Below are 23,095 nucleotides of genomic sequence, written 5' to 3' on the forward strand. Positions count from 1 at the left end.
CAGGGTCGCATTGAAACTTACGCGGACCTATGTGGTCCGCAGATATTACACAATTATTCCGACAGGTTCTAGGCGGCTGTCCCCCCCTGAGCCGCTCAAGACAGGTAATCCCAGGCGAGGCGTAGGTATTTAATGCCTTCGGCATACCGCTTTTTCGTGGGTGTCGGAGTCATATCGACAATGATGGGCAGGTTATCGGCTTCGACAGCTCCAGCAGCAGTACCACCTGTCTGGAGCTGTGTGTGTTTTGCATTGGGTCGACGTTTCAGAAACTGACCGAAGCCGACACCCGCGCCGTGCGCGGCGCGCCCTGGAACAGGTAGTTGTCGCCCAGGTAGTCGCCCACATCCTTCCAGTAGCGCTTGTCGAAGATGTTGTCCACCGTCAGGCGCAGCACTGTGTCGTGCCTGGCGATTCGCGTGCGGTAGCGACTGCCCACGTCGAAGACGCTGTAGCCGCCGACCGCCACCGTGCCTTCCTGGTTGGCGTACTTGCTGGCGCTGTAGCGCAGGCCGCCGAGCAGGGCCAGGCCGGGAACGCCGGGGATGCTGTAGTCGGCCTGCAACGCCGCGCGCAGGCGCGGGACATTGAGGGCCTGATGGTCGTCGTAGGCATCGGTGCCGCTGTCTTCGACCCGGGCACGGATCGCCGCGGCGCTGGCGTTGATCTGCAGGTCCGAGGTCAGCCAGCCGCTGACGCCCAGCTCCAGGCCGATGTTCTTCTGCTGGCCTTGCTGCATATAGGTGAAGTTGCCGGCACCGTCCGGCTGCGCGTACTGGTAGGCCTGGCGCAGCTGGAACAGCGCGGCGCTGAAGCTCATGCGCTGCCAGTCGCGCTTGATGCCCAGTTCGATCTGGTGCGAGGTGGTCGGGGCGAGGATGTCCTGGTTGTTGAGGACGAACCAGGGTGCCACGCCGCCGGAAGAGAGGCCCTTGCTGTAGCTGGTGTACACGGAGATGTCCGGCCGTGGCTTGTACATCAGCGCGGCATTGGGCAGCAGTTCGTACTGGTGGGTGTGACGCAGTGAATCGCCGTCCTGGTTGAACGCTTCCTCGTCCAGGCGTACCACGCGGGCGCCGATCACGCTTTGCCATTGCTCGGTGAAGCTGATCCGGTCGCTGAAGAACAGGCCGTACTGGCGACTGTCGAGGCGGCGTTCGGTGTGGCCGAGGGTTTTGTCGGACGGCGTGACCGCTGGCGTGTCCTGATAGATGTTCGGTTGCCCGGCGATCGGTTCGGCATGTTCGTTGAACAGGGAACGCTGATCGACAGTGCGTCGTTGCGCACTGGTCCCGACGGTCAGTTCGTGACTCACGCCCAGCGCATCGAAGCGCCCGCTCAGCGTTGCCTGCGCCTCATCGGTGCGCCGGGTGTCGTCCGGGCTGCGGAAGTCATAGATGTCGTAATCGCCGTTGGGACTGAAGCTGTTGCCCAGGCCTGGGCAAGCGCTCGTGTAATAGCAGCCCCAGGCAAACGAACTGTAATCATCGATCACCACCCGACTGCGCGACGCGCTCAGCGCCCCGGTCCAGGCCTCGTTGAAGCGGTACTCGAAACGCCCGCCCAGATTCAGCGAGTCGGATTTCACCGGCCTGGCCCAGTCCTGCCAGGCCAGGCGATCCTTGGGATCGATGCCATGGGGCAGGCTGCTGCCGCCGAGCAACTGGTAACCCGGCACCGAATACTGCTCGCGGCTCTGGTACTCGACATCCAGCTGCAGCAGGGCATCCGGGTTCATCTGCCAGTCGAAGGCCAGGGAGGCGAAGTCGCGCTTGCCGTCGGCATGATCGACGTAGCTGCGGATGTCCTCATGGGCCAGGTTGGCGCGCAGGCCGAACTGGCGCTCGCTGCCGAACCAGCCGCCGAGGTCGGTGGCGATATAGCGTTCGCCCTCGGCGCTGCCGGAAACGGTCAGCGAACGCACGTCCTCCGGGCGCTTGGTCACGTAGTTGATCATCCCGCCGGGCTCGGACACACCGCTCTGCAGGCCGGACAAGCCCTTGAGCAACTCCACCTGCTGCTTGTTCTCCAGCGCCACGTTCTGTTCGCCGGTGATGGTCTGGCCGTTGATCTTGTAGCTGTGCGCCGCGTCGAGGCTGAAGCCGCGCACGTTGAAATTCTCGTAGTAGCCGATCGGCGCGTAGGACTCGCCCACCGAGGCATCGCTCTGCAGCACTTCGCTGAGCAGGCGCACCTGGCGGTCCTGCAGCAGCTGTTCGGTGAACACCGAGACCGAGGCCGGGGTGTCCAGCAGCGGCGCCGAGGTGAAGCCGGCGACCTGGGCCTGGCGCGGCTGGTAGCCATCGCTCCAGCTATCGGAAACCGTGACCGGGGCCAGGGTGACGCTGCCGTCGGCGAAAGCGTGCGGGGCGCTCAGGGCCAGGCCGACCGTGAGCAGGCTGAGGGGCAGGCGAGGGCATTGCAGGGACATGCGGCAAAACTCCTTGAGGGCCCGCAGCGGGCGCGCCGTTATGAGTCGGCAGCTACCCCGAAGCTGAAAGCCCGGTACGGCGACAGGAAGGCGCAAAAAGGGCGCGCAAGTGCGAAAGGCTACTGGCATTGCGCCAGTGGCGCCGCAGCGCGGGCGCAATCTTAACAGGGGCGACCGCGTTGCGGTGCCCCAATTGCAATGCATTCGTATCTGCAGGAACGAGCGGGTGACGCTGGAATTCAGGTTTTCGCTGGCTGCTGCTGGGTACGGCGGCGCCAGTTGCCGTCCAGTTTCGACCAGGTCTTGCCGTCAGTGACCGCCAGCAGCTTGCGGCCATCCTTGAAGGTGGCGAGGAAGGTGATTTCCTCGTCCTTGCTGCCGAGCCAGAGCCCGGCGAGCAAGCCCAGCGGACCGGCCATCAGGCAGCCGGCCACGCCCCAGCCGAGGGCACTGCTGAGGTTGCGACTGGTTTCCTGGTTGGCGACTTTCATGTCCTTGATGCGGGAGAGTGCGATCTTTTCGCCCGGTGAGGGGCTCGTAGCGGTCTTGAGTGTGAGCGATCCATTGCGGTACTCGCCTTCACCTTGCAAGAAATCGCCGGACTGAACGGTGAGTCTTGTCATAGGGGTAATCCAGGTTGAGAGGGCTTTTTGACCAATCCCTACTGAGCGCTCCGGATACCCCCAAGTCAATCGTCAGGCGACGGAGGGTATGACGTCTGTCAGACAGTTCTGACTTCCATCACCTTTCTTCCGGCCAGCCGCCAGATCACCAGCGCCAGTGCGCCCAGGACCAGGCCGGCGAGGACGATCGCCTCCCAGCCCCAGTGCTGGAACAACTGGGTACCCAGCAGCGAGCCGGTCGCGCCGCCGATGAAGTAGCAGGTGATATAGCCGGCGTTGAGGCGGTTGCGCGCTTCCGGGCGCAGGGCGATGACCGCGTTCTGGTTGCTGACGTGGACCAGTTGCACCGCCAGGTCGAGCAGCAGCACGCCGATCAGCAAAGCCGCCAGTGAGGTCGGGGCGAAGGCCAGTGGCACCCAGGCGAGCATCTGTGCGAGCAGGCCGAAGGTGGTGCCCTGGGCGCCCTTGCCACGGTCGGCCAAGCGTCCGCCCCAGTTCGCCGCCAGCGCTCCGGCGGCACCGGCCAGGCCGAACAGGCCGATCGTTCCGTCTGAATAGTCGTAGGGCTCGGCCTTCAGCAGAAACGCCAGGGGCGTCCAGAACAGCGCGAACAGGCAGAAGGAAAATGCCCCGAGCAGCGAGCGCAGGCGCAGCAGCGGCTCCTCGGCGAACAGACGGAATACCGAACCGATCAGCGCCGGATAGGCCAGTCCGGCATGTTGCCGGCGCTGCGGCAGCGCGCGGAACAGCGCAACGGCGCTGAGGGCCATGAGCCCGGCGGCGAGCAGATAGATGCTGCGCCAGTCGCCGAGGTTGGCCATGAAGCCGGCGGCGGTGCGCGCCAGCAGGATGCCCAGCAGCAGTCCGCCCATGAGGGTGCCGACCACGCGCCCGCGTTCGGCGGGATCGCTGAGGCCGGCGGCCATGGGCACCAGCACCTGGGCCACCACGGAGAACAGACCGGTCAGCGTGGTGCCCAGCAAAAGCCACGGCAGGCTTGGGGCGAGGGCACTTATCAACAGGCCGATGGTGGCGATGGCGATCATGCTGACGATCAGCCGGCGCTGTTCGAACAGGTCGCCCAGCGGGGCCAGCAACAGCAGGCCGGCGCCATAGCTCAGCTGCGCGGCGATGACGATGCCGCCAGCGCTGGCGGTACTCAGGCCGAAATGCTCGGCGATGCTGTGCAGCAGCGGTTGCGCGTAATAGTTGCTGGCCACCGCGAGACCCACGGCGGTGGCCATCAGCAGGATCAGGGCGCGGCTTAGCGGCGGCGTGGCGGTCATGGCCGTCTCCATTCGAGGGATGAGGAGGGCAGTATGTGAAATGAGCTAGGATGACGCCAATGCATCGTTTTCATTGAATCAATCTCGAAAGAAGATGAATGAATGAACCTGAAACAGATCGAATACGCCCTGGCGGTCGCCGAGACCGGCAGTTTCACCCGTGCCGCCGAGCGCTGCCATGTGGTGCAGTCGGCGCTCAGCCACCAGGTCGCTCGTCTTGAAGAGCAGCTTGGCGTAGCGTTGTTCGAACGCAGTTCGCGCTGGGTGCGCCTGACCGCGGCGGGCGAGGCCTTCGTGCCCAGCGCGCGCACCGCGCTGGAGGCGGCGCGGCGTATCGCCGACGAAGTGGCCGCGGCCTGTGGTGAGGTGCGCGGGCGCCTGTCCATCGGCGAGATCAGTTCGCTCACCGAGCTGGACCTGGTCGACCTGCTGGCGGGTTTTCATCACCAGTATCCGCGTGTGGATATCCGCTGGCTGATGGGCAAGAGCGAAGTGATGATCGGCGATGTCCGCGAGCGTCGCCTGGACGTGGCGTTCATCGGCGTGTGGCCGGGCGAGTCGCTGGACGGGGTCGAATGGCGCCTGCTGGCCAAGGAGGAACTGGTGGCGGTGCTGCCGCCGGAGCATCCGCTGGTTATCCACAAGCGCCTGGCCCTGGCGGACCTGGAGGACCAGCCGCTGGTGGACTTCCAGGCCGGCACCGGGGCCCGGCGCCAGACCGACGAGGCGTTCGCCGCCGCCGGCTTGCGTCACCGGGTGCAATTCGAAGTGGGCACCACTGGCCTGATCGAGAAGTTCGTTCAGCGCGGTCTGGCCCTCGGCCTGGTGGCGGAGCGGATCGCCACCGGCTTCGAGCGGGTCGCGGTGCTGCCGGTGAGCGATGCGCCGGTGCGGCATCTGTACGCCATCTGGTCGAAAACACCGACCCCGGCCGCCAGTGCCTTTATCCAGTTGCTGGAAGGGCATCTGGCGGCGCGCTAGGCCATCAGGCGGCGAAGCCACCGTCGATGGTCAGGCTGGCACCGGTGATATAGGCGGCTTCGGGACCGGCCAGGTAGGCGACGAAACTGGCGATTTCCTCGACATGTCCGTAGCGACCTACCGCCATCAAGCCGATCAGGCTGTCGGCGAATTCGCCATGGGCCGGGTTCATGTCGGTGTCCACCGGGCCGGGCTGCACGTTGTTGATGGTGATCCCGCGCGGGCCGAGGTCGCGGGCCAGGCCACGGGTCAGGCCGACCAGCGCCGATTTGCTCATGGCGTAGGTGGCGCCGCCGGCGAAGGGCATGCGTTCGGCATTGGTACTGCCGATATTGATGATGCGGCCACCCTGGCCCATATGCCGCACGGCGGCCTGGGTCGCGACGAACACGCTGCGCACGTTGACCGCCACCGTGCGGTCGAAGTCCTCCAGGCTGAACTCGGCGATATCGCCGATCGCCAGCACACCGGCGTTGTTCACCAGGATATCGAGGCCGCCGAAGTGTTCGACGGTCAGCTCGACGGCCTGTTGCACCGCCGCGGCGTCGGCGCTGTCAGCCTTCAGCGCCAGGGCCTTGCCGCCGTCCTGGCGAATTTCGTTCTGCAACTGCTCGGCGCCGGCTTGCGAGCTGACGTAGGTGAAGGCGACGGCGGCGCCCTGTTCGGCCAGGCGTTTGACGATGGCCGCGCCGATACCGCGCGAGCCGCCCTGGACCAGTGCCACTTTGCCGCTGAGGTTCTGTTGAATCGACATTGCGGGTGCTCCTGAAAAGACAAGGCTGGGTGCCTTGTGGATGGGCCCAGTATCGGGGGGAGATTGACTACTGATAATCCACTAATCGCTATAGTCTGAATAAACCCCTGGTTTGGAATCTCCTGATGGAAACCTTCAGCAGCATAGAGTGCTTTCTGCGCAGCGCCGAAGTGGGCAGCTTCGCCGAGGCCGCCCGGCGCCTGAGCCTGACCCCGGCGGCGGTGGGCAAGAATGTCGCCGGCCTGGAAGCGCGCCTCGGCGTGCGCCTGTTCCAGCGCAGTACCCGCAGCCTGACCCTGACCGAGGCGGGGCAGTGCTTTCTCGGCGAAGTGCGTGACAGCTTCCAGACGATCCAGCATGCCGTGGCCAATATCGCCAGCATCGAGGGCCAGCCGGCGGGCACGTTGAAGGTCAGCATGGGCACGGTGTTCGGGCGGTTGTACATCCTGCCCCTGCTGGGCGAGTTCCTGCGGCGTTTTCCGGCGATCACGCCGGATTGGCACTTCGATAACCGTCAGGTCGATCTGATTGCCCAGGGTTTCGATGCGGCCATTGGCGGTGGTTTCGACCTGCCGCCCGGGGTGGTGGCGCGCAAGCTGACGCCGGCGCACCGGATTCTGGTGGCGTCCGCGCAGTACCTGGACGGCTGCGGGCCGCTGCGCCAGCCGGAGGATCTGGCCGAGGCGGACGGGATCCTGATCCGATCCCCGCAGACCGGACGTGTGCGCTCCTGGCCACTGACCAGTCGCGCCGGTGAGCAGAGCCCGCTGAACCTGCGCCAGCGCATGACCATGACCGATTCCGAGGCCGCCTGCGCGGCGGCGGAGCAGGGGCTGGGCGTGGCGCTGGTGAGCATGCCGTTCGCCGTGCCGTATCTGCGCAAGGGCAGTCTGCTGCGGGTGTTGCCGGACTGGTATGTGGAGGACGGGAACATTTCGCTGTACTACGCACAGCACAAGCTGCTGCCGGGGAAGACCCGGGCGTTCGTCGATTTCGTGCTGGAGCAGTTCAGGGAGCAGGGGCTGGACAGGCAATTCGATGCTCTGGCCTGACTGCCGGGGGGCTCTTCAGGGCCTGATCCCACAGAGACCACGTGCGCCACGGACCTTGTAGGAGCGGGCGTTGCCCGCGATGAGGCCCGGAGGCACAACCACTCATTCGATGGATATCACCTCAAGCACCTGCCGCCCCCCACCCAGGTCCACCTCATCCCCCTCGGCCTTGCCCAGCAACTGCTGCCCCAGTGGCGAACGCGGAGTGATCACTGTCACCAGTCCCGTCCCCTCGCCAATCTTCAGCCCGGCGGCTTCCGGGCCGATGAACACCCGCTGCCGATTCCCCGCCTCATCCTCCAGCAACACCAGATTGCTCACCTGGATCCCCAGCCCCGGGTCGAAATCCCGCAGGCTGAGCTGCAGGTAAGCCGCCCGCGCCTGACGAATCTCCTCCATGCGCCGGGCCTGGCCGGTCGCCAGGTAGGACGCTTCCAGGCTGAGGGTGTCGTACTTGTTCTCGGCGATGTTCTCCTCCGCGGTCGCCGTCTCGTAGGCGGTCTGCGCGGCGCGCTGAAGGATGTCCAGGTCGACGCCCAGGCGTTCGATGATGGCTTGCAGCAGTTCGGTCTTGTTCATCTCAGTGGCAGAACTCAAGGACATTGGCCCGGCTCTTCTCGGTCGGGGCGGTGCGGTTCTGTTGCAGCCAGAACTGGCACTTGGGGTTGGACAGGTTGCGCGGGTTTTCCTCGGCGCGGTTTTGCGCATCCTCGATCTGCCGGGTCTGCAGTGCCTGCTGGTACTGCTCGAACATGCGGTTCTGCTCCGGCGACTGCTGCGCCGCGCCCGGTTGCCGTGCTGCTGGCGGCTGCTGCGCGGGGGGCGGGGCGAGCGGCTGGTTGAGCGCCGCGGTCACCGGCTCGTGCAGCGAGGGCAGCAGTTGCCAGGCGCCCCAGAGGGTCAGGCCGATGGCGACGAAGCCGAGCCACAGGCCCAGGGCGACAGCGACGATCAGCGGCAGCATTTTCGGGGAAACCTTCAGTTCGCGACGACGGGCTCGGTAGGACATGGCGACCTCCTGGTCAGGACAGGGCCGGGATTGTCGCACGAGCGATCGCAGGCAGCACTTTTGTCGGCACGCGATAATCCGGACAATTGGCGAACATTTGTCTGCGGCGCAAGAGGTGCCTGTTATGAAACCGACCTGGGATATCTTCTGCCGCGTGGTCGACAACTACGGCGATATCGGGGTGACCTGGCGGCTGGCCCGGCAACTGGTGGCCGAGCACGACCTGGCGGTGCGCCTGTGGGTCGACGAACTGCAGGCGTTCGCGCGGATCTGCCCGGAGGCCGATGCGCAGGCGCCGCACCAGCTGCAGGCGGGCGTCGAGGTCAGGCACTGGGGGGGCGACTGGACGCCGGTGGCGGTGGCCGATGTGGTGATCGGTGCCTTCGGTTGCCAGATTCCCGCGCAGTACATCGAGGCCATGACCCGGCGCCCGGCGCCGGCCCTGTGGCTGAACCTCGAATACCTCAGCGCCGAGGACTGGGTCGAAGGCTGCCACGGCCTGCCGTCGCCCCAGGCCAATGGCTTGCGCAAGGTGTTTTTCTTCCCGGGCTTCACCCCGGGCACGGGCGGTCTGCTGCGTGAAAGCGGGCTGCTGGCGCAGCGCGATGCCTTCGACCGCGATGCCTTCCTGCGCACCCTGGGCGTGGAGTTACAGCCCGGCAGCCGCCTGCTGTCGCTGTTCGCCTACGAGAATTCCGGGCTGGCCAGCTGGCTCGATGCCCTGGCCGAGGATGCCCGGCCCAGTCACCTGCTGGTGCCGGAAGGGCGCATTCTCGGCGATGTACAGGCCTGGCTGGGCGAGGAGGGGATGGGCGTCGGTGCAGTGCATCGCCGGGGCGCGCTGACCGTGCAGATCCTGCCGTTCGTGCGCCAGGACGACTACGACCGGCTGCTGTGGAGCTGCGATTTCAACGCGGTGCGCGGCGAGGATTCCTTCGTGCGCGCGCAGTGGGCGGGCAAGCCGCTGCTCTGGCACATCTATGTGCAGGAGGAGTATGCCCACTGGGAAAAGCTCGAAGCCTTTCTCGACCGTTACACCCAGGGCCTGTCGCCCGTCACCGCGGCGGCCCTGGTGGAACTGTGGCGGGCCTGGAACATGGATCGCGACATGGGCGCGGCATGGAAACAGTTGTTGCCGCACTGGGATGAGCTGGCCGCTCACGCGCGCCAGTGGTGCGCGGAACAGGCCGCTCGGCCGGACCTTGCCACGGCGCTGGTGCAGTTTTACCGAAATTGGATATGATACGCGGCCTCGATTTTTATAAATCCATCCAGATTCGGATACTTCGTAATGAAAACTGGTAAAGAGCTGAAACCCGGTACCGTACTGCGGATCGACAACGACCCGTGGCTGGTTCAGAAAGCTGAGTTCACCAAATCGGGCCGTAACAGCGCGATCATGAAGACCAAGCTGAAGAACCTGCTGACCGGCTACAAGACCGAAACCGTCTACGGTGCGGACGACAAGCTGGACGACGTGATCCTGGATCGCAAAGAAGCGACCCTGTCGTTCATCAGCGGTGACTCGTACACCTTCATGGACACTTCCGACTACACCATGTACGAACTGAACGCCGAAGACATCGACGCCGTTCTGCCGTACATCGAAGAAGGCATGGAAGACATCTGCGAAGCCGTCTTCTTCGAAGGCCGCCTGGTCTCCGTGGAACTGCCGACCACCATCAGCCGTCAGGTCGTCTACACCGAGAACGCTGCCCGTGGCGACACCTCCGGCAAGGTCATGAAGCCTGCCAAGCTGAAGAACGGTACCGAGATCCAGGTTGCCGACTTCATCCAGATCGACGAGTGGATCGACATCGACACTCGCGACAACAGCTTCAAGGGCCGCTCCAAGAAGTAATCTTCCTGGCGTCCACGAAAAACCCGGCCTTGGCCGGGTTTTTTTGTGCCTGTGGAAAACTCAGACGCTGACGTGCAGGCGCACGTCGACGTTGCCGCGGGTGGCGTTGGAGTACGGGCAGACATTGTGCGCCGCGTCTACCAGCGCCTGGGCGTCGCCCTGCTCGAGACCCGGCAGGCTGATGCGCAGGTCGATGTCCAGGCCGAAGCCGCCTTCGATCTGGCCGATCCCGACTTCGGCGGTGATCGAGGTCTCGGCGGGCAGTTGGCGCTTGCCCTGGCCGGCGACGAACTTCAGGGCGCCGATGAAGCAGGCCGAGTAGCCGGCGGCGAACAGTTGCTCGGGGTTGGTCGCCGCACCACCGGCGCCGCCGAGTTCCTTCGGCGTGGCCAGTTTCACGTCGAGGATGCCGTCGCTGGAAACGGCACGGCCATCGCGGCCACCAGTGGAGGTTACGGTTGCGGTGTAGAGCGTTTTCATGGGGAGTTCCTCGAACCTTGTGAACGTTGTCTGGTGAACGTTGTGCGCCGGTGGCGCTGTCTGGGTACGGGGATAAAATTAGCGTTCAATTATTTAGTGCGCAAGATAAATTTTCGAGCTGTCCGCCAAACGGTACTGCGACGGGGCTGGCTGTCGTGCCTCAAACCCCGTGGCAGAGCGGTTACAGGCTTTTCTGCAATTGCTCGCGCAGCTCCAGCAATTGCGCTTGCAGTTGCTGCAGGCGCTCAACCGACTGCCCGCTGGCGCCGAGAATGCAGTGGGGCACTGTGCGCGCTTTCTGCTGCAACTGGCGGCCGGCATCGGTGAGCTCGACGATCACCACCCGCTCGTCCTCGCGGCTGCGGGTGCGCTTGAGCAGTCCTTCGGCCTCCAGGCGCTTGAGCAGCGGCGTGAGCGAGCCCGGATCGGTGAGCAGGCGCTGGCTGATCTCGCCGACGGTCAGCGCGTCCTGTTCCCACAGCACGAGCATCGCCAGGTACTGTGGATAAGTCAGGCCCAGCGCTTGCAGCAGCGGTTTGTAGACCTTGGTCATCAACAGCGAGGTGGAATGCAGGGCAAAGCACACCTGGTTGTCGAGCAGCAACTCGTCGCAGCGGTCGGGAGCTTCGGTGTCAGCGTTCATGCCAATCCTTTTCTTGGTTGGATCTTTGAATTTTAGCACGCAAGTATTTAGCGCTATCGCCAGCTCAGTTCGCTCTGCAGTGCCAGGTCCCAGGGCGGCACCGGACTGAACCGGCTCTTGAGGAATTCGAGCAGCAAACGACTCCGAGAGTTCGTTTCATGTTCCAGGCGCAGTGCATAGATGCCCGTGGACTCCGTGGGTGGCAGGCCGTTGTCGCAGAACAGCGGTAGCAGTTCACCGCGCAGCAGGTATTCGCTGATCAGCCAGGTCGGCAGGTGGGCGATGCCGAGGCCGGCCAGGGCGCCGAACAGCAGGGTCTCGGCATTGTTGGCCGTCATGCGCATGCGGGAAGGGCGCCACACCCGCATCTGCCCATCCATGTCGAAGCGCCAGGCGAACGGTGGGGCGAGGCCGTCCCAGTCCAGGCCGTCGTGTTCCGGCAGTTGCGCGGGGCTGGTCGGGACACCGCGCTGGCGCAGGTAGGCCGGGCTGGCGCAGGCGATGCGCACCATGTAGGCCAGCGGCGTCGCCACCAGCCGGGTATCGGCCAGCGGGCCGGCGCGCAAGACCAGGTCCACCTCGCCAAGGTGCGCACCGTGCAGGTCGACGAAGCTGTCGATCAGGCGCAGTTGCACGTCGAGGCCGGGGTAGGCGACAAGGAAGTCGGCGATGGCCGGGGCCAGGTGCCGACGCCCGAACGCCGCGGGCGCATCCATGCGGATCAGGCCCTCCGGCGCATTGCTCAGGGACACCGCTTCGGCACGGGCCAGGCGCAGTTCCTCGACGATACGCCGGGCCCGTTCGGCGAAGGCGATACCCGCCGGGGTAGGGCGCACCGCGTGGGTGCTGCGCACGAACAGCCGGCTGCCCACAGCGCTTTCCAGGCTGTCGATACGCCGCGCCACCGCCGAGGGCGTCAGCGGGTGGCGCCGGGAGGCGGCGGAAAAACTGGCAGTCTCCAGCACATCGAGAAACAGGCCGAGCTGTTCGGTCAGGGCATCGGGATTCATCAGGGGCTCGCTTATGCGAAATGGGCAAAGCCATTGTGCGTTGCTGTGCGTTTCCCCGCTAGCCCGGCCTCGGTAGCATGCCGCCAATGATTTGATTGACGAGGCCGGCATGATCGAGTGGTTGATGTATATCGCCTTGGGCGCAGCCCTGGGCACGGTAGGGGGCTTGTTCGGCATCGGTGGTGGCCTGATCGCGATTCCGGCGCTCGGCGTGTTGTTCGGCCTGGACCAGCAACTGGCCCAGGGCACCGCGCTGGTGATGGTGGTGCCGAACGTGATGCTGGCGCTGTGGCGTTATCACCAGCGCAACCGGATCGAGCTGCGCTATGCGGTACCGCTGGCGGGGGCCAGTTTCGTCTTCGCCTGGCTCGGCTCGATCTGGGCGGTGGGGCTGGATGCGCGCAGCATGCGTATCGGCTTCGTCGCGTTCCTGGTCGCTCTGGCGGCGTGGAACCTGCTGCGCATGTTCCTGCGCAGTACGCCGCCGTCCAGCGAACTGCGGCATCCCTGGCCGTGGCTGGGCGTGCTGGGCAGCTTCGCCGGGGTCATGGGCGGGCTGTTCGGTGTCGGTGGCGCGGTGGTTGCCACGCCGGTGCTGACCAGCGTGTTCGGTACCACCCAGGTGGTGGCCCAGGGGCTGTCGCTGGCGCTGGCGTTGCCGAGTACCTCGGTGACCCTGCTGACCTACGCCGCGCACCAGCACGTCGACTGGATGATGGGCATTCCCCTGGCCGTGGGTGGCCTGCTCAGTATCAGCTGGGGCGTGAAGCTGGCCCATGCCATGCCGGAAAAGGCATTGCGCTCGCTGTTCTGCGCGTTCCTGGTGGTCTGTGCGCTGATGCTGGCGTTCAAGGTTTGAAAGCAGTCGCGGCCCCGCGTCGGCGGGGCTACTGTAGTGGGTCTTGCGTGCAGGGAGTTCGCCATGACCACTCAATCGTTTTCACCGGCCCAGGCGCGTCGCCTGGCCCTGGCTGCCCAGGGCTTTGCCGCGCTCGCTGGCGAGGGCAGCGTCGGCACCCCGCAACTGGCGCGAATGCTGCGCCGGCTTGGCGTGGTGCAGATCGATTCGGTCAACGCCCTGGTGCGCTCCCATTACCTGCCGCTGTTTTCCCGTCTTGGTCATTACGCGCCTGAACTGCTCGACCAGTTGGCCTGGGGCCGCGGTCGTCAGCGCAAGCTCTTCGAGTACTGGGGACATGAAGCCTCGCTGCTGCCGCTGGAGTTGTATCCATTGCTGAGCTGGCGCATGCGCCGGGCGCGCCAGGGGCAGGGCATCTATCGACAGCTGGCGGACTTCGGCCGCGAGCAGCAGGCCACCATCGCCCGGGTCTTGGCCGCGGTGACCGAGCAGGGCGCGCTGGGCGCTGGCAGCCTGTCGACCCGCCAGGAGCGCGCCGGCCCCTGGTGGGACTGGAGCGCGGAAAAGCATGCGCTGGAATGGCTGTTCGCCGCGGGCGAGGTGGCGGTGGCCGGGCGCCGTGGTTTCGAGCGGCTCTACGATCTGCCGCAACGTGTGCTGCCGTCAGCCCTGCTGGCCCAGCCGGAGCCCGCTGAAGCCGATGCCCAGCGCGCGCTGGTGCTGCATGCGGCAACGGCCCTGGGGGTCGCCACCGAGAGGGATCTGCGCGACTACTTCCGCCTGACCCCGGCGGACAGCCGCGCCCGTGTCGCCGAGCTGCTGGAGGAGGGCTTGCTGCAGCGCTGCGAGGTTCAGGGCTGGGCTGTGCCCGCCTATTGCCTGGCGGCGCCGCGGATTCCGCGCAAGGCCATCGCCAGCGCACTGCTGTCGCCCTTCGACTCGCTGGTCTGGGAGCGTGAGCGCACCGAGCGCCTGTTCGATTTCCGCTATCGCCTGGAGATCTACACGCCCGCGCACAAGCGCGTCTACGGCTACTACGTTCTGCCGTTCCTGCACCATGGGCGGATCGCCGCACGGGTCGACCTGCGTGCCGAGCGCGCGCGGCAATGCCTGGCGGTGCATGCCTTGCATGAGGAAGAGCCGGGGCTGGACGAGGCGGGGATTCAGGCCCTGGCCGCCAGTCTGGGGCGACTGGCCGGGTGGCTGGGGCTGCAGGCGGTACAGGTCAATTGCCGACGGGCCGGCACCCCGCGCTTGCGCGAGGCGCTGGCCCGGCTGGCAATCAGCGGCGAACCTGCTTGAGGGTTTCGGCGATGAGGAAGGCCAGCTCCAGCGACTGATCGGCGTTCATCCGCGGGTCGCAGTGGGTGTGGTAGCGGTCGGACAGGGCGTCCTCGGTGATCGGCCGGGCGCCGCCGATGCATTCGGTGACGTTTTGCCCGGTCATCTCGATGTGGATGCCGCCGGCGTGGGTGCCTTCGGCCTGGTGGACCTGGAAGAACTGCTTCACCTCGCTGAGGATCTGCGCGAAGTCGCGGGTCTTGTAGCCGCTGCTGGCCTTGATCGTGTTGCCGTGCATCGGGTCCGAGCTCCACAGCACCTGGCGACCTTCGCGCTCGACGCTGCGGATCAGGTTGGGCAGGTGCGCGCCGACCTTCTCCGCGCCCATGCGCACGATCAGGTTGAGACGGCCCGGGTCGTTGGACGGGTTGAGGATGTCGATCAGGCGGATCAACTCATCCGTGTTCATGCTCGGGCCGACCTTGACCCCGATCGGGTTGTTCACCCCGCGCAGGAATTCGACATGGGCGCCATCGAGCTGGCGCGTGCGATCGCCGATCCACAGCATGTGCGCCGAGCAGTCGTAGTAGTCGCCCGTCAGGCTGTCCTTGCGCACGAACGCCTCTTCGTAGTTGAGCAGCAGCGCTTCGTGGGCGGTGAAGAAGCTGGTCTCGCGCAGTTGCGGTGCGGTGTCGAGGCCACAGGCGCGCATGAACGCCAGGGTTTCGTCGATGCGATCGGCCAGCTGGCTGTATTTCTCGGCCAGGGCCGAGTTGGCGATGAAGTCCAGGTTCCACTTGTGCACCTGGTGCAGGTCGGCGAAACCGCCCTGGGCGAACGCCCGCAGCAGGTTGAGGGTGGCGGTGGCCTGGTGGTAGGACTGCAGCAGGCGTTCCGGGTCCGGCACGCGGCTCTGCGGGTCGAAACCGATGCCGTTGACGATATCGCCGCGGTAGGCCGGCAGGGTCACGCCGTCGATGGTTTCGTCATTGGCCGAGCGCGGTTTGGCGAATTGCCCGGCCATGCGCCCGACTTTCACCACCGGGCAGCCGGCGGCGAAGGTCATGACGATCGCCATCTGCAGCAGGACTTTGAAGGTGTCGCGAATCTTCGCCGCGGAGAACTCGGCGAAGCTTTCCGCGCAATCACCGCCCTGCAGGAGGAACGCGCGGCCCTGGGTCACTTCGGCGAATTGCCGGCGCAGCTCGCGGGCCTCCCCGGCGAAGACCAGCGGTGGATAACTGGCCAGGGTCTGTTCGACCTTCAGCAGGTGCGCGGCGTCGGGGTAGACGGGTTGTTGCTGGATCGGCAGGGCGCGCCAGCTATCGGGACTCCAGGGTTGGCTCATCACAGGCTCTGTTTTGGTCATCGGCTAAAGGCGAAATGCATGCCCGCCATGCTATCACCAGCCACACGCCTTGTTGCACTGCGCGCATTGACGGACAATGCCGGCTTTTGCTTGGGCAGACAGGGTTGCCGGGAGACAGCATGACAGAGCGGGAAGAGCGGCTGCTGGCGCAGGTGCACGACCAGTTCGGCACCATCAGCGTGTACGAGGTCGAGGACTACCGCTTTCTCGAATTCGGCGAGGCGATCGAGCAGAGCTGCGTGTTCACGGCCGATCCCAGCTGGCTGGAGTACGACTACACCCGCGCCATGCTGGTCGGCGCGCTGTGCCACGAGCAGCCGGAAAGCGCGCTGTTTCTCGGCCTCGGCGCCGGCACTTTGACCCAGGCCTGCCTGAAGTTCCTGCCCCTGGACGATGTCGAGGCCATCGAGCTGCGTCCGGACGTGCCGCGCCTGGCCATCGAGTACCTCGGCCTGGACGACGATCCGCGCCTGTACATCCGCGTTGGCGACGCCCTGGAGCTGCTGCCGACGGCAGAGCCCGCCGACCTGATCTTCGTCGACCTGTACACCGACCACGGTCCCGGTGTCGGCCACCTGGCCTGGGGCTTTCTGGAAAACTGCCAGAAGCGCCTCAATCCCGGTGGCTGGCTGGTGATCAACCAGTGGGCCGGCGACGATGGCCGGCCGCTGGGCGCGGCGCTGTTGCGCGGCCTGTATTCCCGACACTACTGGGAGCTGCCGGTGAAGGAGGGCAACGTGATCCTGCTGGTGCCCGCCGACCTCGACCAGAGCCTCGACGAAACCGGGCTGCGCGCCCGTGCCGAGGCCCTGGCGCCGCGCCTGGGCTACTCCCTGAACTCGCTGATCGAGGTGATTCGTCCGGCATCCTGAGTAAATCGTTTCAGCCATTCAGCCCCGGTTTTCGGCACCACAGGGGCCTTGGAGATCGACGAAGCGTGTCGTTCCAAGGCTTGCGGTCGTCGTTTTCCGAAAAAAAGCTCTCACGGGAATGGCGAATTCAGGTATGATGCGCGCCGGTCTTTCAACGGACCTCGTTTAGGTAGTGCAATTTCCCGAAGCCAGCTTCGGCTGCGCGTCCGCATCGCGGACTCTCCTTGACGTTCTTTTTTATCTTCAATCGTTTTCGCAAATCCCCGCCGACAAAGCTGCCAGGGTGACCCTCGGGTCTTACAAGGCATGCGCAGCTTTGGAGCATGGGTCTTTGCGGATGCACTTAGAGGCAGACCCATGACCCAGGAAACCGCCGGCTTCGCCGCTCTCGATCTTCATCCAAGTATTGTTGCTGCCGTTCTGGCTACCGGCTACGAAGAGCCGTCCGCCATTCAGCAACAATCGATCCCGATCATTCTCGCCGGTCATGACATGATCGGTCAGGCGCAGACCGGTACCGGCAAGACTGCCGCGTTCGCCCTGCCTATCCTGCACCGCATCGACCCGAGCAAGCGCGAGCCGCAAGCCCTGATCCTGGCGCCAACCCGTGAGTTGGCGTTGCAAGTAGCTACCGCATTCGAAACCTACGCCAAGCAGATGCCTGGCGTGACCGTGGTGGCCGTATACGGTGGTGCCCCGATGGGCCCACAACTGAAAGCCATCCGCAACGGCGCGCAGATCGTCGTCGCGACCCCTGGCCGTCTCTGCGACCACCTGCGTCGCGACGAGAAAGTCCTGGCTACCGTCAACCACCTGGTGCTCGACGAAGCCGACGAAATGCTCAAGCTGGGCTTCATGGATGACCTGGAAGTGATCTTCAAGGCCATGCCGGAAAGCCGTCAGACCGTGCTGTTCTCGGCCACCCTGCCTGCTTCCATCCGTGCCATCGCCGAGCGCCACCTGCGCGAGCCGAAGCACGTCAAGATCCAGAGCAAGACCCAGACCGTGACCGCCATCGAGCAGGCCCACCTGATGGTCCACGCCGACCAGAAGGTTTCCGCCGTCCTGCGTCTGCTGGAAGTCGAGGAATTCGACGCGCTGATCGCCTTCGTGCGTACCAAGCAGGCCACCCTGGACCTGGCCAGCGCCCTGGAAGCCAAGGGCTACAAGGCTGCCGCGCTGAACGGCGACATCGCCCAGAACCAGCGTGAGCGCGTGATCGACTCGCTCAAGGACGGTCGCCTGGACATCGTCGTCGCCACTGACGTCGCTGCCCGTGGTCTGGACGTACCGCGCATCACCCATGTGTTCAACGTCGACATGCCGTACGATCCGGAGTCCTACGTACACCGTATCGGTCGTACCGGCCGTGCTGGTCGTGAAGGCCGTGCGCTGCTGCTGGTCACCCCGCGCGAGCGCCGCATGCTGCAGGTGATCGAGCGCGTTACCGGGCAGAAGGTTGCCGAAGTTCGTCTGCCGAACGCTCAGGCCGTTCTCGATGCGCGCATCAAGAAGCTGACCAACAGCCTCGCGCCGCTGGTTGCCGATGCCGAAGCGAGCCATGGCGACCTGCTGGATCGCCTGACTGCCGACATCGGTTGCAGCCCGCGCGCCCTGGCCGCGGCTCTGCTGCGCAAGGCCACCAACGGTCAGGCCCTGACCCTGGAAGCCGTGGAGAAAGAGCAGCCGCTGGTGCCGACCTACACCCCACGCGAGCGTACCGGTGAGCGTTCCGAGCGTAGCGGTGGCGAGCGCGAGCGTCGTGCGCCAATGCCGCTGGGCGAAGGCCGGGCCCGTTGCCGTACCGCGCTGGGCGCGCGTGACGGTATCGCGGCGAAGAACCTGCTGGGTGCCATCCTCAACGAAGGCGGCCTGGCCCGCGAAGCGATCGGCCGCATCCAGGTGCGTGACAGCTTCAGCCTGGTCGAGCTGCCGGAAGAAGGTCTGGACCGTCTGCTGGCCAAGCTCAAGGACACCCGCGTTGCCGGCAAGCAGCTGAAGCTGCGCCGCTACCGCGAAGATTGATCCGCGAGCGATGAAAAAATCCCCGACTGGTTCGGGGATTTTTTTTGCCTGTTCGGGTAACACCCTCAATCGAAGCGGTAGATATCCATTCCCAAAGCCCCCAGGGTAAACCCCTGGTGCTCGATCCCGAATCGCTCCCCCGCCCCTCGGGCGAAATACAGCGGCAGCAAGTGCTCATCACTCGGATGGTTGCGCACCGCGAACGGTGCCTGGCGGCGATAGTCGAGCAGTGCGGTGCTATCGTTGGCGGCGAGCTTTTCCACCACCCAGTCACGGAAGGCCAGGGCCCAGGGTGCGGCGTCATCGCCCGTGGCGCGCCAGTCCAGCTCACCGAGGTTGTGGGTGATGCTGCCCGAGCCGATCAACAGGATGTCTTCCCCGCGCAGCGGCGCCAGCGCACGCCCCACCCGCTCCTGGAACGCCGGGCCAGGCAGGCTCGGCAGGGAGACCTGCACCACCGGGATATCGGCCTGTGGATACATCAGCGACAGCGGCACCCAGGCACCGTGGTCGAAGGGTCGTTTCGGGTCCAGGCCGGCGCGCATTCCGGCATCCTCGAGCAGGCTGGCCACCCGCTCGGCCAGCGCCGGTTCACCGGGCGCCGGGTACTGCACGGCGAACAGCGCCGGGGGGAAGCCGCCGAAGTCGTGCCAGGTGGCCGGGCGTGGTGCGCTGGCCACCCACAGGTCATGGCTTTCCCAGTGCGCCGAAACCACGACGATCGCCTTCGGCCGCGGCAGGCTGGCCGCCAGGCGGGCCAGGGCCGGACCGCTTGCGCCCGGTTCCAGGGCCAGCATCGGTGATCCATGGGAAATGAACAGGCTGGGGAGCATCTTGGAAGTCCTGAAGGTTATGATGGCCACCATCTTCAGGCAGATCATTGATCTAATTCCAATATAAGTTTTCGCAGTATTTGATCGAAATTTTCGAGGTTGGCATGCAGGCGGATTTTTGGCTCAAGCGCTGGGAGTGCAACCAGATCGGTTTCCACCAGAATCAGGTCAACCCGTACCTGGCAAGGTACTGGCCGACGTTGCGCATCGAGCCCGGCAGTCGGGTGCTGGTGCCGCTGTGCGGCAAGAGCCTGGACCTGGCCTGGCTGGCGGGGCAGGGCCTGCGGGTGCTGGGTGTGGAGTTGTCGCAGCGGGCGGTGGAGGACTTCTTCGCCGAGCAGCAATTGCAGCCGGAGCGCTACCAGCAGGGTGTGTTCACCTGTTATCGCAGCGAGGGCGTGGACATCTGGTGTGGTGACTTCTTCCAGTTGCGCGCCGAGGACCTGGCCGATTGCGTGGGGCTGTACGACCGCGCCGCACTGATCGCGCTGCCGCCGCCGATGCGCCAGCGCTATGCCGCGCAGTTGAATGCCTTGCTGCCACAAGGTTGCCGGGGCGTGCTGGTGACCATGGACTATGACCAGGCGCAACTGGATGGTCCGCCGTTCTCGGTGGCGGATGACGAGGTGCGGGCGCTGTTCGGGCAGCGCTGGCAGGTGAGCGAGGAAGCGCAGCAGGACATCCTCGACGAGAGCTGGAAGTTCGTGCAGGCCGGCGTCGAGAGTCTGGTGGAGCGGGCCTACACCCTGCGGGGCTGAACGACAAGCGAAAGTGCGACACGGATTCTCAAGCATGAAAAAGCCCGCCGAAGCGGGCTTTTTCATGGGCGGTACAGCTTAGCCGCGACGGCGCAGCGCTTCGATGCGTTCTTCCAGCGGCGGGTGGCTCATCAGTAGGCCTGCCAGGCCCTGCTTGAGACCGCCGTTGATGCCGAAGGCGTTCAGCGTGCTCGGCATATGTACCGGTACGCCCTGTTCCGAACGCAGGCGTTGCAGCGCGCTGATCATCGCACCGGTACCGGCCAGGCGGGCGCCGGCGTCGTCGGCGCGGTACTCGCGTTTGCGCGAGAACCACATGACGATGATGCTGGCGAGAATGCCCAGGATCAGCTCGGCGACGATGGTCGCGACGTAGTAGGCGATACCCTGGCCTTCCTCGTTCTTGAAGATCACCTTGTCGACGAAGTTGCCGATGATCCGCGCGAAGAACATCACGAAGGTGTTCACCACGCCCTGGACCAACGCCAGGGTGACCATGTCGCCGTTGGCGACGTGACCGATCTCGTGAGCCAGCACGGCCCGTACTTCATCGGGGGAAAAGCGTTCCAGCAGGCCCTGGCTCACCGCGACCAGCGCGTCGTTGCGGTTCCAGCCAGTGGCGAAGGCGTTGGCCTCGTAGGCCGGGAAGATACCCACTTCCGGCATCTTGATGCCGGCTTCGCGGGACAGCTCTTCGACGGTCTGCAGCAGCCATTGTTCGTGACGGGTGCGCGGCTGGCTGATGATCTGGGTGCCGGTGCTCATCTTCGCCATCCACTTGGAGATGAACAGCGAAATCAGCGAGCCGGCGAAGCCGAAGACGGCACAGTACACCAGCAACGAATCGAGCTTGAGGTCAACCCCGTTTGCCGCCATGAACCCGTTGAAGCCGAACAGGCTCAGGGTGATGCTGGCAACCAGCACGACCGCAAGGTTGGTGGCCACAAACAGCAAAATGCGCATCATGGTTGTTACGTTCTCCTGACGGATAGATATGTAGCGTATGCGGGTATATAAGGTGCTCGCCTTGGTGATTCAACTGGCCGACTATTTCAAACTGTGTATTGATCTGACAGGCAGGCACACCAATCCAACCCGCGGTTCAGAGCCGCGGGTAGGAAAGTAGGAAAGGGGTGACGTCGATACCTGCGACTTTTCAGACACAGGTATGACTGTAGGCTACTGCCGGTAGGTCTTCAGGAAATTTCCGATGCGTCCGATGGCCTGCTCGAGGTCGTCGACCCGCGGCAGCGTGACCACGCGGAAGTGGTCCGGCGATGGCCAGTTGAACGCAGTGCCCTGGACGATCAGCAGTTTTTCCGAGAGCAGCAGGTCGAGGACGAACTTCTCGTCGTTGTAGATCGGGCAGACCTTCGGATCGATCTTCGGGAAGGCATACAGCGCACCCATCGGCTTGACGCAACTGACGCCGGGAATGTCATTGAGCAGTTCCCAGGTACGGTTGCGCTGTTCCAGCAGGCGACCCGGCGGCAGCACCAGGTCGTTGATGCTCTGGTAGCCGCCCAGGGCGGTCTGGATCGCATGCTGCGATGGCACGTTGGCGCACAGGCGCATGTTGGCCAGGATATCGAGGCCTTCGATATAGCTCTGGGCGTGCTGCTTGGGACCGGAGATGATCAGCCAGCCGGAGCGGAAACCGGCCACCCGGTAGGACTTGGACAGGCCGTTGAAGGTCAGGCAGAGCAGGTCCGGGGCCAGCGAGGCGCTGCTGACGTGGATGGCGCCGTCGTAGAGGATCTTGTCGTAGATCTCGTCGGAGAACACCACCAGGTTGTGCTGGCGGGCGATTTCCAGCATGCCCAGCAGCACTTCGCGGGAGTACACCGAGCCGGTCGGGTTGTTCGGGTTGATGATCACCATGGCCTTGGTGTTCGGGGTGATCTTGGCCTTGATGTCTTCCAGGTCGGGGAACCAGTCGGCCTGCTCGTCGCACAGGTAGTGCACGGCCTTGCCGCCGGCCAGGCTCACCGCGGCGGTCCACAGCGGGTAGTCGGGTGCCGGGATCAGCACTTCGTCGCTGTTGTTGAGCAGGGCCTGCATCGACATGACGATCAGTTCGGATACACCGTTGCCCAGGTAGATGTCCTCGATGCCGACACCTTCGATCTGTTTCTGCTGGCAGTACTGCATTACCGCCTTGCGCGCGCTGAACAGGCCCTTGGAGTCGCTGTAGCCCTGGGCGGTCGGCAGGTTGCGGATCACGTCCTGGAGAATTTCCTCCGGTGCTTCGAAACCAAAGGGCGCCGGGTTGCCGATGTTCAGCTTGAGGACGCGGTGGCCTTCCTCTTCCAGGCGCTTGGCGTGCTTGAGCACCGGGCCGCGAATGTCGTAGCAGACATTGGCGAGCTTGTTCGATTTGCTGACCTGCATGATGTGATCCCGATAAGAAAAGATCGCCGCGTAGCGCGCCGTGAAAAGGTTTGAAATACGGGTAACGCGGGTGCCAGACTGATGTCTGAATTGAGGCGCAATAATACGTCTCGCCCGTGCCGACGAAAAGCAGCAGCACGGGCTTTTTGATTTGCCGAGGCCTGCCGATGGAAAAGATTGAGAAAACCCTTGAAGAATGGCGTGAGATGCTCGATCCCGCGCAATATCAGGTCTGCCGCCTGAAGGGCACCGAGCGGCCGTTCAGCGGAAAGTACAACTCGACCAAAACCGATGGCGTCTATCACTGCATCTGCTGCGACGCGCCGCTGTTCGATTCCGCTGCCAAGTTCGACTCCGGCTGCGGCTGGCCGAGCTTCTACGAGCCGATCGAGGACAGCGCGATGATCGAGATCCGCGACACCTCCCACGGCATGATCCGTACCGAAGTCACCTGTGCCCGCTGCGACGCGCACCTGGGCCATGTCTTTCCCGACGGGCCGCCGCCAACCGGCCTGCGTTACTGCATCAATTCGGTCTGTCTGGACCTGAAACCGCGCTGAGCCGCGCATTCGATCGA

22 protein-coding genes and 1 pseudogene are annotated in these 23,095 nt (G+C 64.9%); 10 read left to right on the top strand and 13 right to left on the bottom strand.

What is annotated here, in order from left to right:
• Positions 1-265: 265 nt before the first annotated feature.
• From RTI28_RS09715 to RTI28_RS09725, 3 genes are all read right to left on the bottom strand, one after another.
• Complete coding sequence (locus RTI28_RS09715; protein WP_316920250.1) at positions 266-2,431, bottom strand: TonB-dependent siderophore receptor; 2,166 nt, start codon at positions 2,429-2,431, stop codon at positions 266-268.
• Positions 2,432-2,670: 239 nt separating this feature from the next.
• A complete protein-coding gene (locus RTI28_RS09720; RefSeq protein WP_042122374.1) occupies positions 2,671-3,054 on the bottom strand; it encodes a hypothetical protein in 384 nt (127 codons plus the stop codon).
• Between the two features lie 98 nt (positions 3,055-3,152).
• Positions 3,153-4,340 carry an MFS transporter gene (locus RTI28_RS09725; protein ID WP_316920251.1) on the bottom strand — a complete coding sequence of 396 codons (1,188 nt, stop codon included), beginning with the start codon at positions 4,338-4,340 and terminating at the stop codon, positions 3,153-3,155.
• Between the two features lie 102 nt (positions 4,341-4,442).
• Between RTI28_RS09725 and RTI28_RS09730 the strand changes: the two genes are divergently transcribed.
• Positions 4,443-5,321 (top strand): LysR family transcriptional regulator, encoded by an 879-nt coding sequence (locus RTI28_RS09730; RefSeq protein ID WP_316920252.1) that lies wholly within the window; start codon positions 4,443-4,445, stop codon positions 5,319-5,321.
• 4 nt (positions 5,322-5,325) lie between these two features.
• On the opposite strand, the gene RTI28_RS09735 is transcribed toward RTI28_RS09730, so the two are convergent.
• Positions 5,326-6,075 carry a 3-oxoacyl-ACP reductase family protein gene (locus RTI28_RS09735; protein ID WP_316920253.1) on the bottom strand — a complete coding sequence of 250 codons (750 nt, stop codon included), beginning with the start codon at positions 6,073-6,075 and terminating at the stop codon, positions 5,326-5,328.
• Positions 6,076-6,200: 125 nt separating this feature from the next.
• Between RTI28_RS09735 and RTI28_RS09740 the strand changes: the two genes are divergently transcribed.
• Positions 6,201-7,127, top strand: coding sequence for a LysR family transcriptional regulator (locus tag RTI28_RS09740; protein WP_316920254.1), 927 nt, complete (start codon positions 6,201-6,203; stop codon positions 7,125-7,127).
• 102 nt (positions 7,128-7,229) lie between these two features.
• Here RTI28_RS09740 and RTI28_RS09745 read toward each other — a convergent pair whose 3' ends face one another.
• The gene (locus RTI28_RS09745) at positions 7,230-7,706 is read right to left on the bottom strand and encodes a GreA/GreB family elongation factor (RefSeq protein WP_316920278.1); all 477 of its coding nucleotides are present in this window, start codon (positions 7,704-7,706) and stop codon (positions 7,230-7,232) included.
• Position 7,707: 1 nt separating this feature from the next.
• Positions 7,708-8,136 carry a hypothetical protein gene (locus RTI28_RS09750; protein ID WP_316920255.1) on the bottom strand — a complete coding sequence of 143 codons (429 nt, stop codon included), beginning with the start codon at positions 8,134-8,136 and terminating at the stop codon, positions 7,708-7,710.
• Positions 8,137-8,260: 124 nt separating this feature from the next.
• Between RTI28_RS09750 and earP the strand changes: the two genes are divergently transcribed.
• Positions 8,261-9,379, top strand: coding sequence for an elongation factor P maturation arginine rhamnosyltransferase EarP (gene earP / locus RTI28_RS09755; RefSeq protein WP_316920256.1), 1,119 nt, complete (start codon positions 8,261-8,263; stop codon positions 9,377-9,379).
• Positions 9,380-9,427: 48 nt separating this feature from the next.
• Complete coding sequence (gene efp, locus RTI28_RS09760; RefSeq protein ID WP_008092676.1) at positions 9,428-9,997, top strand: elongation factor P; 570 nt, start codon at positions 9,428-9,430, stop codon at positions 9,995-9,997.
• 60 nt (positions 9,998-10,057) lie between these two features.
• Here efp and RTI28_RS09765 read toward each other — a convergent pair whose 3' ends face one another.
• From RTI28_RS09765 to RTI28_RS09775, 3 genes are all read right to left on the bottom strand, one after another.
• On the bottom strand, positions 10,058-10,477 hold the full coding sequence (locus RTI28_RS09765; RefSeq protein WP_316920257.1) for an organic hydroperoxide resistance protein: 420 nt from the start codon (positions 10,475-10,477) through the stop codon (positions 10,058-10,060).
• 181 nt (positions 10,478-10,658) lie between these two features.
• Positions 10,659-11,120 (bottom strand): MarR family transcriptional regulator, encoded by a 462-nt coding sequence (locus tag RTI28_RS09770; protein ID WP_316920258.1) that lies wholly within the window; start codon positions 11,118-11,120, stop codon positions 10,659-10,661.
• A gap of 53 nt (positions 11,121-11,173) precedes the next feature.
• Positions 11,174-12,130: a LysR family transcriptional regulator gene (locus RTI28_RS09775; protein WP_042122359.1), complete on the bottom strand. Its 957-nt coding sequence runs from the start codon at positions 12,128-12,130 to the stop codon at positions 11,174-11,176.
• Positions 12,131-12,239: 109 nt separating this feature from the next.
• Here RTI28_RS09775 and RTI28_RS09780 point away from each other — a divergent pair, with 109 nt between their 5' ends.
• Both RTI28_RS09780 and RTI28_RS09785 read left to right on the top strand, forming a co-directional pair.
• Positions 12,240-12,989 carry a sulfite exporter TauE/SafE family protein gene (locus tag RTI28_RS09780; RefSeq protein ID WP_316920259.1) on the top strand — a complete coding sequence of 250 codons (750 nt, stop codon included), beginning with the start codon at positions 12,240-12,242 and terminating at the stop codon, positions 12,987-12,989.
• 63 nt (positions 12,990-13,052) lie between these two features.
• Positions 13,053-14,291, top strand: coding sequence for a winged helix-turn-helix domain-containing protein (locus RTI28_RS09785; RefSeq protein WP_316920260.1), 1,239 nt, complete (start codon positions 13,053-13,055; stop codon positions 14,289-14,291).
• Here RTI28_RS09785 and RTI28_RS09790 read toward each other — a convergent pair.
• Positions 14,272-15,618 (bottom strand): class II 3-deoxy-7-phosphoheptulonate synthase, encoded by a 1,347-nt coding sequence (locus RTI28_RS09790; RefSeq protein ID WP_316920261.1) that lies wholly within the window; start codon positions 15,616-15,618, stop codon positions 14,272-14,274. The genes RTI28_RS09785 and RTI28_RS09790 overlap by 20 nt on opposite strands.
• A gap of 140 nt (positions 15,619-15,758) precedes the next feature.
• Here RTI28_RS09790 and RTI28_RS09795 point away from each other — a divergent pair, with 140 nt between their 5' ends.
• Positions 15,759-16,511 (top strand): spermidine synthase, encoded by a 753-nt coding sequence (locus tag RTI28_RS09795; RefSeq protein WP_316920262.1) that lies wholly within the window; start codon positions 15,759-15,761, stop codon positions 16,509-16,511.
• A gap of 323 nt (positions 16,512-16,834) precedes the next feature.
• Positions 16,835-18,536 (top strand): annotated as a pseudogene (locus RTI28_RS09800) (DEAD/DEAH box helicase).
• Between the two features lie 65 nt (positions 18,537-18,601).
• Here RTI28_RS09800 and RTI28_RS09805 read toward each other — a convergent pair.
• Complete coding sequence (locus RTI28_RS09805) at positions 18,602-19,369, bottom strand: class III extradiol ring-cleavage dioxygenase (protein WP_316920263.1); 768 nt, start codon at positions 19,367-19,369, stop codon at positions 18,602-18,604.
• A gap of 104 nt (positions 19,370-19,473) precedes the next feature.
• Between RTI28_RS09805 and RTI28_RS09810 the strand changes: the two genes are divergently transcribed.
• Entirely contained in the window at positions 19,474-20,127 is a 654-nt protein-coding gene (locus RTI28_RS09810; protein WP_316920264.1) for a thiopurine S-methyltransferase, read from the top strand.
• Between the two features lie 78 nt (positions 20,128-20,205).
• Here RTI28_RS09810 and htpX read toward each other — a convergent pair whose 3' ends face one another.
• Both htpX and RTI28_RS09820 read right to left on the bottom strand, forming a co-directional pair.
• Positions 20,206-21,093: a protease HtpX gene (gene htpX / locus RTI28_RS09815; RefSeq protein WP_316920265.1), complete on the bottom strand. Its 888-nt coding sequence runs from the start codon at positions 21,091-21,093 to the stop codon at positions 20,206-20,208.
• Positions 21,094-21,306: 213 nt separating this feature from the next.
• Positions 21,307-22,518 (bottom strand): pyridoxal phosphate-dependent aminotransferase, encoded by a 1,212-nt coding sequence (locus tag RTI28_RS09820; RefSeq protein ID WP_316920266.1) that lies wholly within the window; start codon positions 22,516-22,518, stop codon positions 21,307-21,309.
• Between the two features lie 167 nt (positions 22,519-22,685).
• Here RTI28_RS09820 and msrB point away from each other — a divergent pair, with 167 nt between their 5' ends.
• A complete protein-coding gene (gene msrB, locus RTI28_RS09825) occupies positions 22,686-23,078 on the top strand; it encodes a peptide-methionine (R)-S-oxide reductase MsrB (protein ID WP_316920279.1) in 393 nt (130 codons plus the stop codon).
• Positions 23,079-23,095: the final 17 nt, after the last annotated feature.

Origin of the sequence: Pseudomonas sp. zfem002, assembly GCF_032621685.1 — a bacterium.
Lineage (GTDB): Bacteria > Pseudomonadota > Gammaproteobacteria > Pseudomonadales > Pseudomonadaceae > Aquipseudomonas > Aquipseudomonas japonica.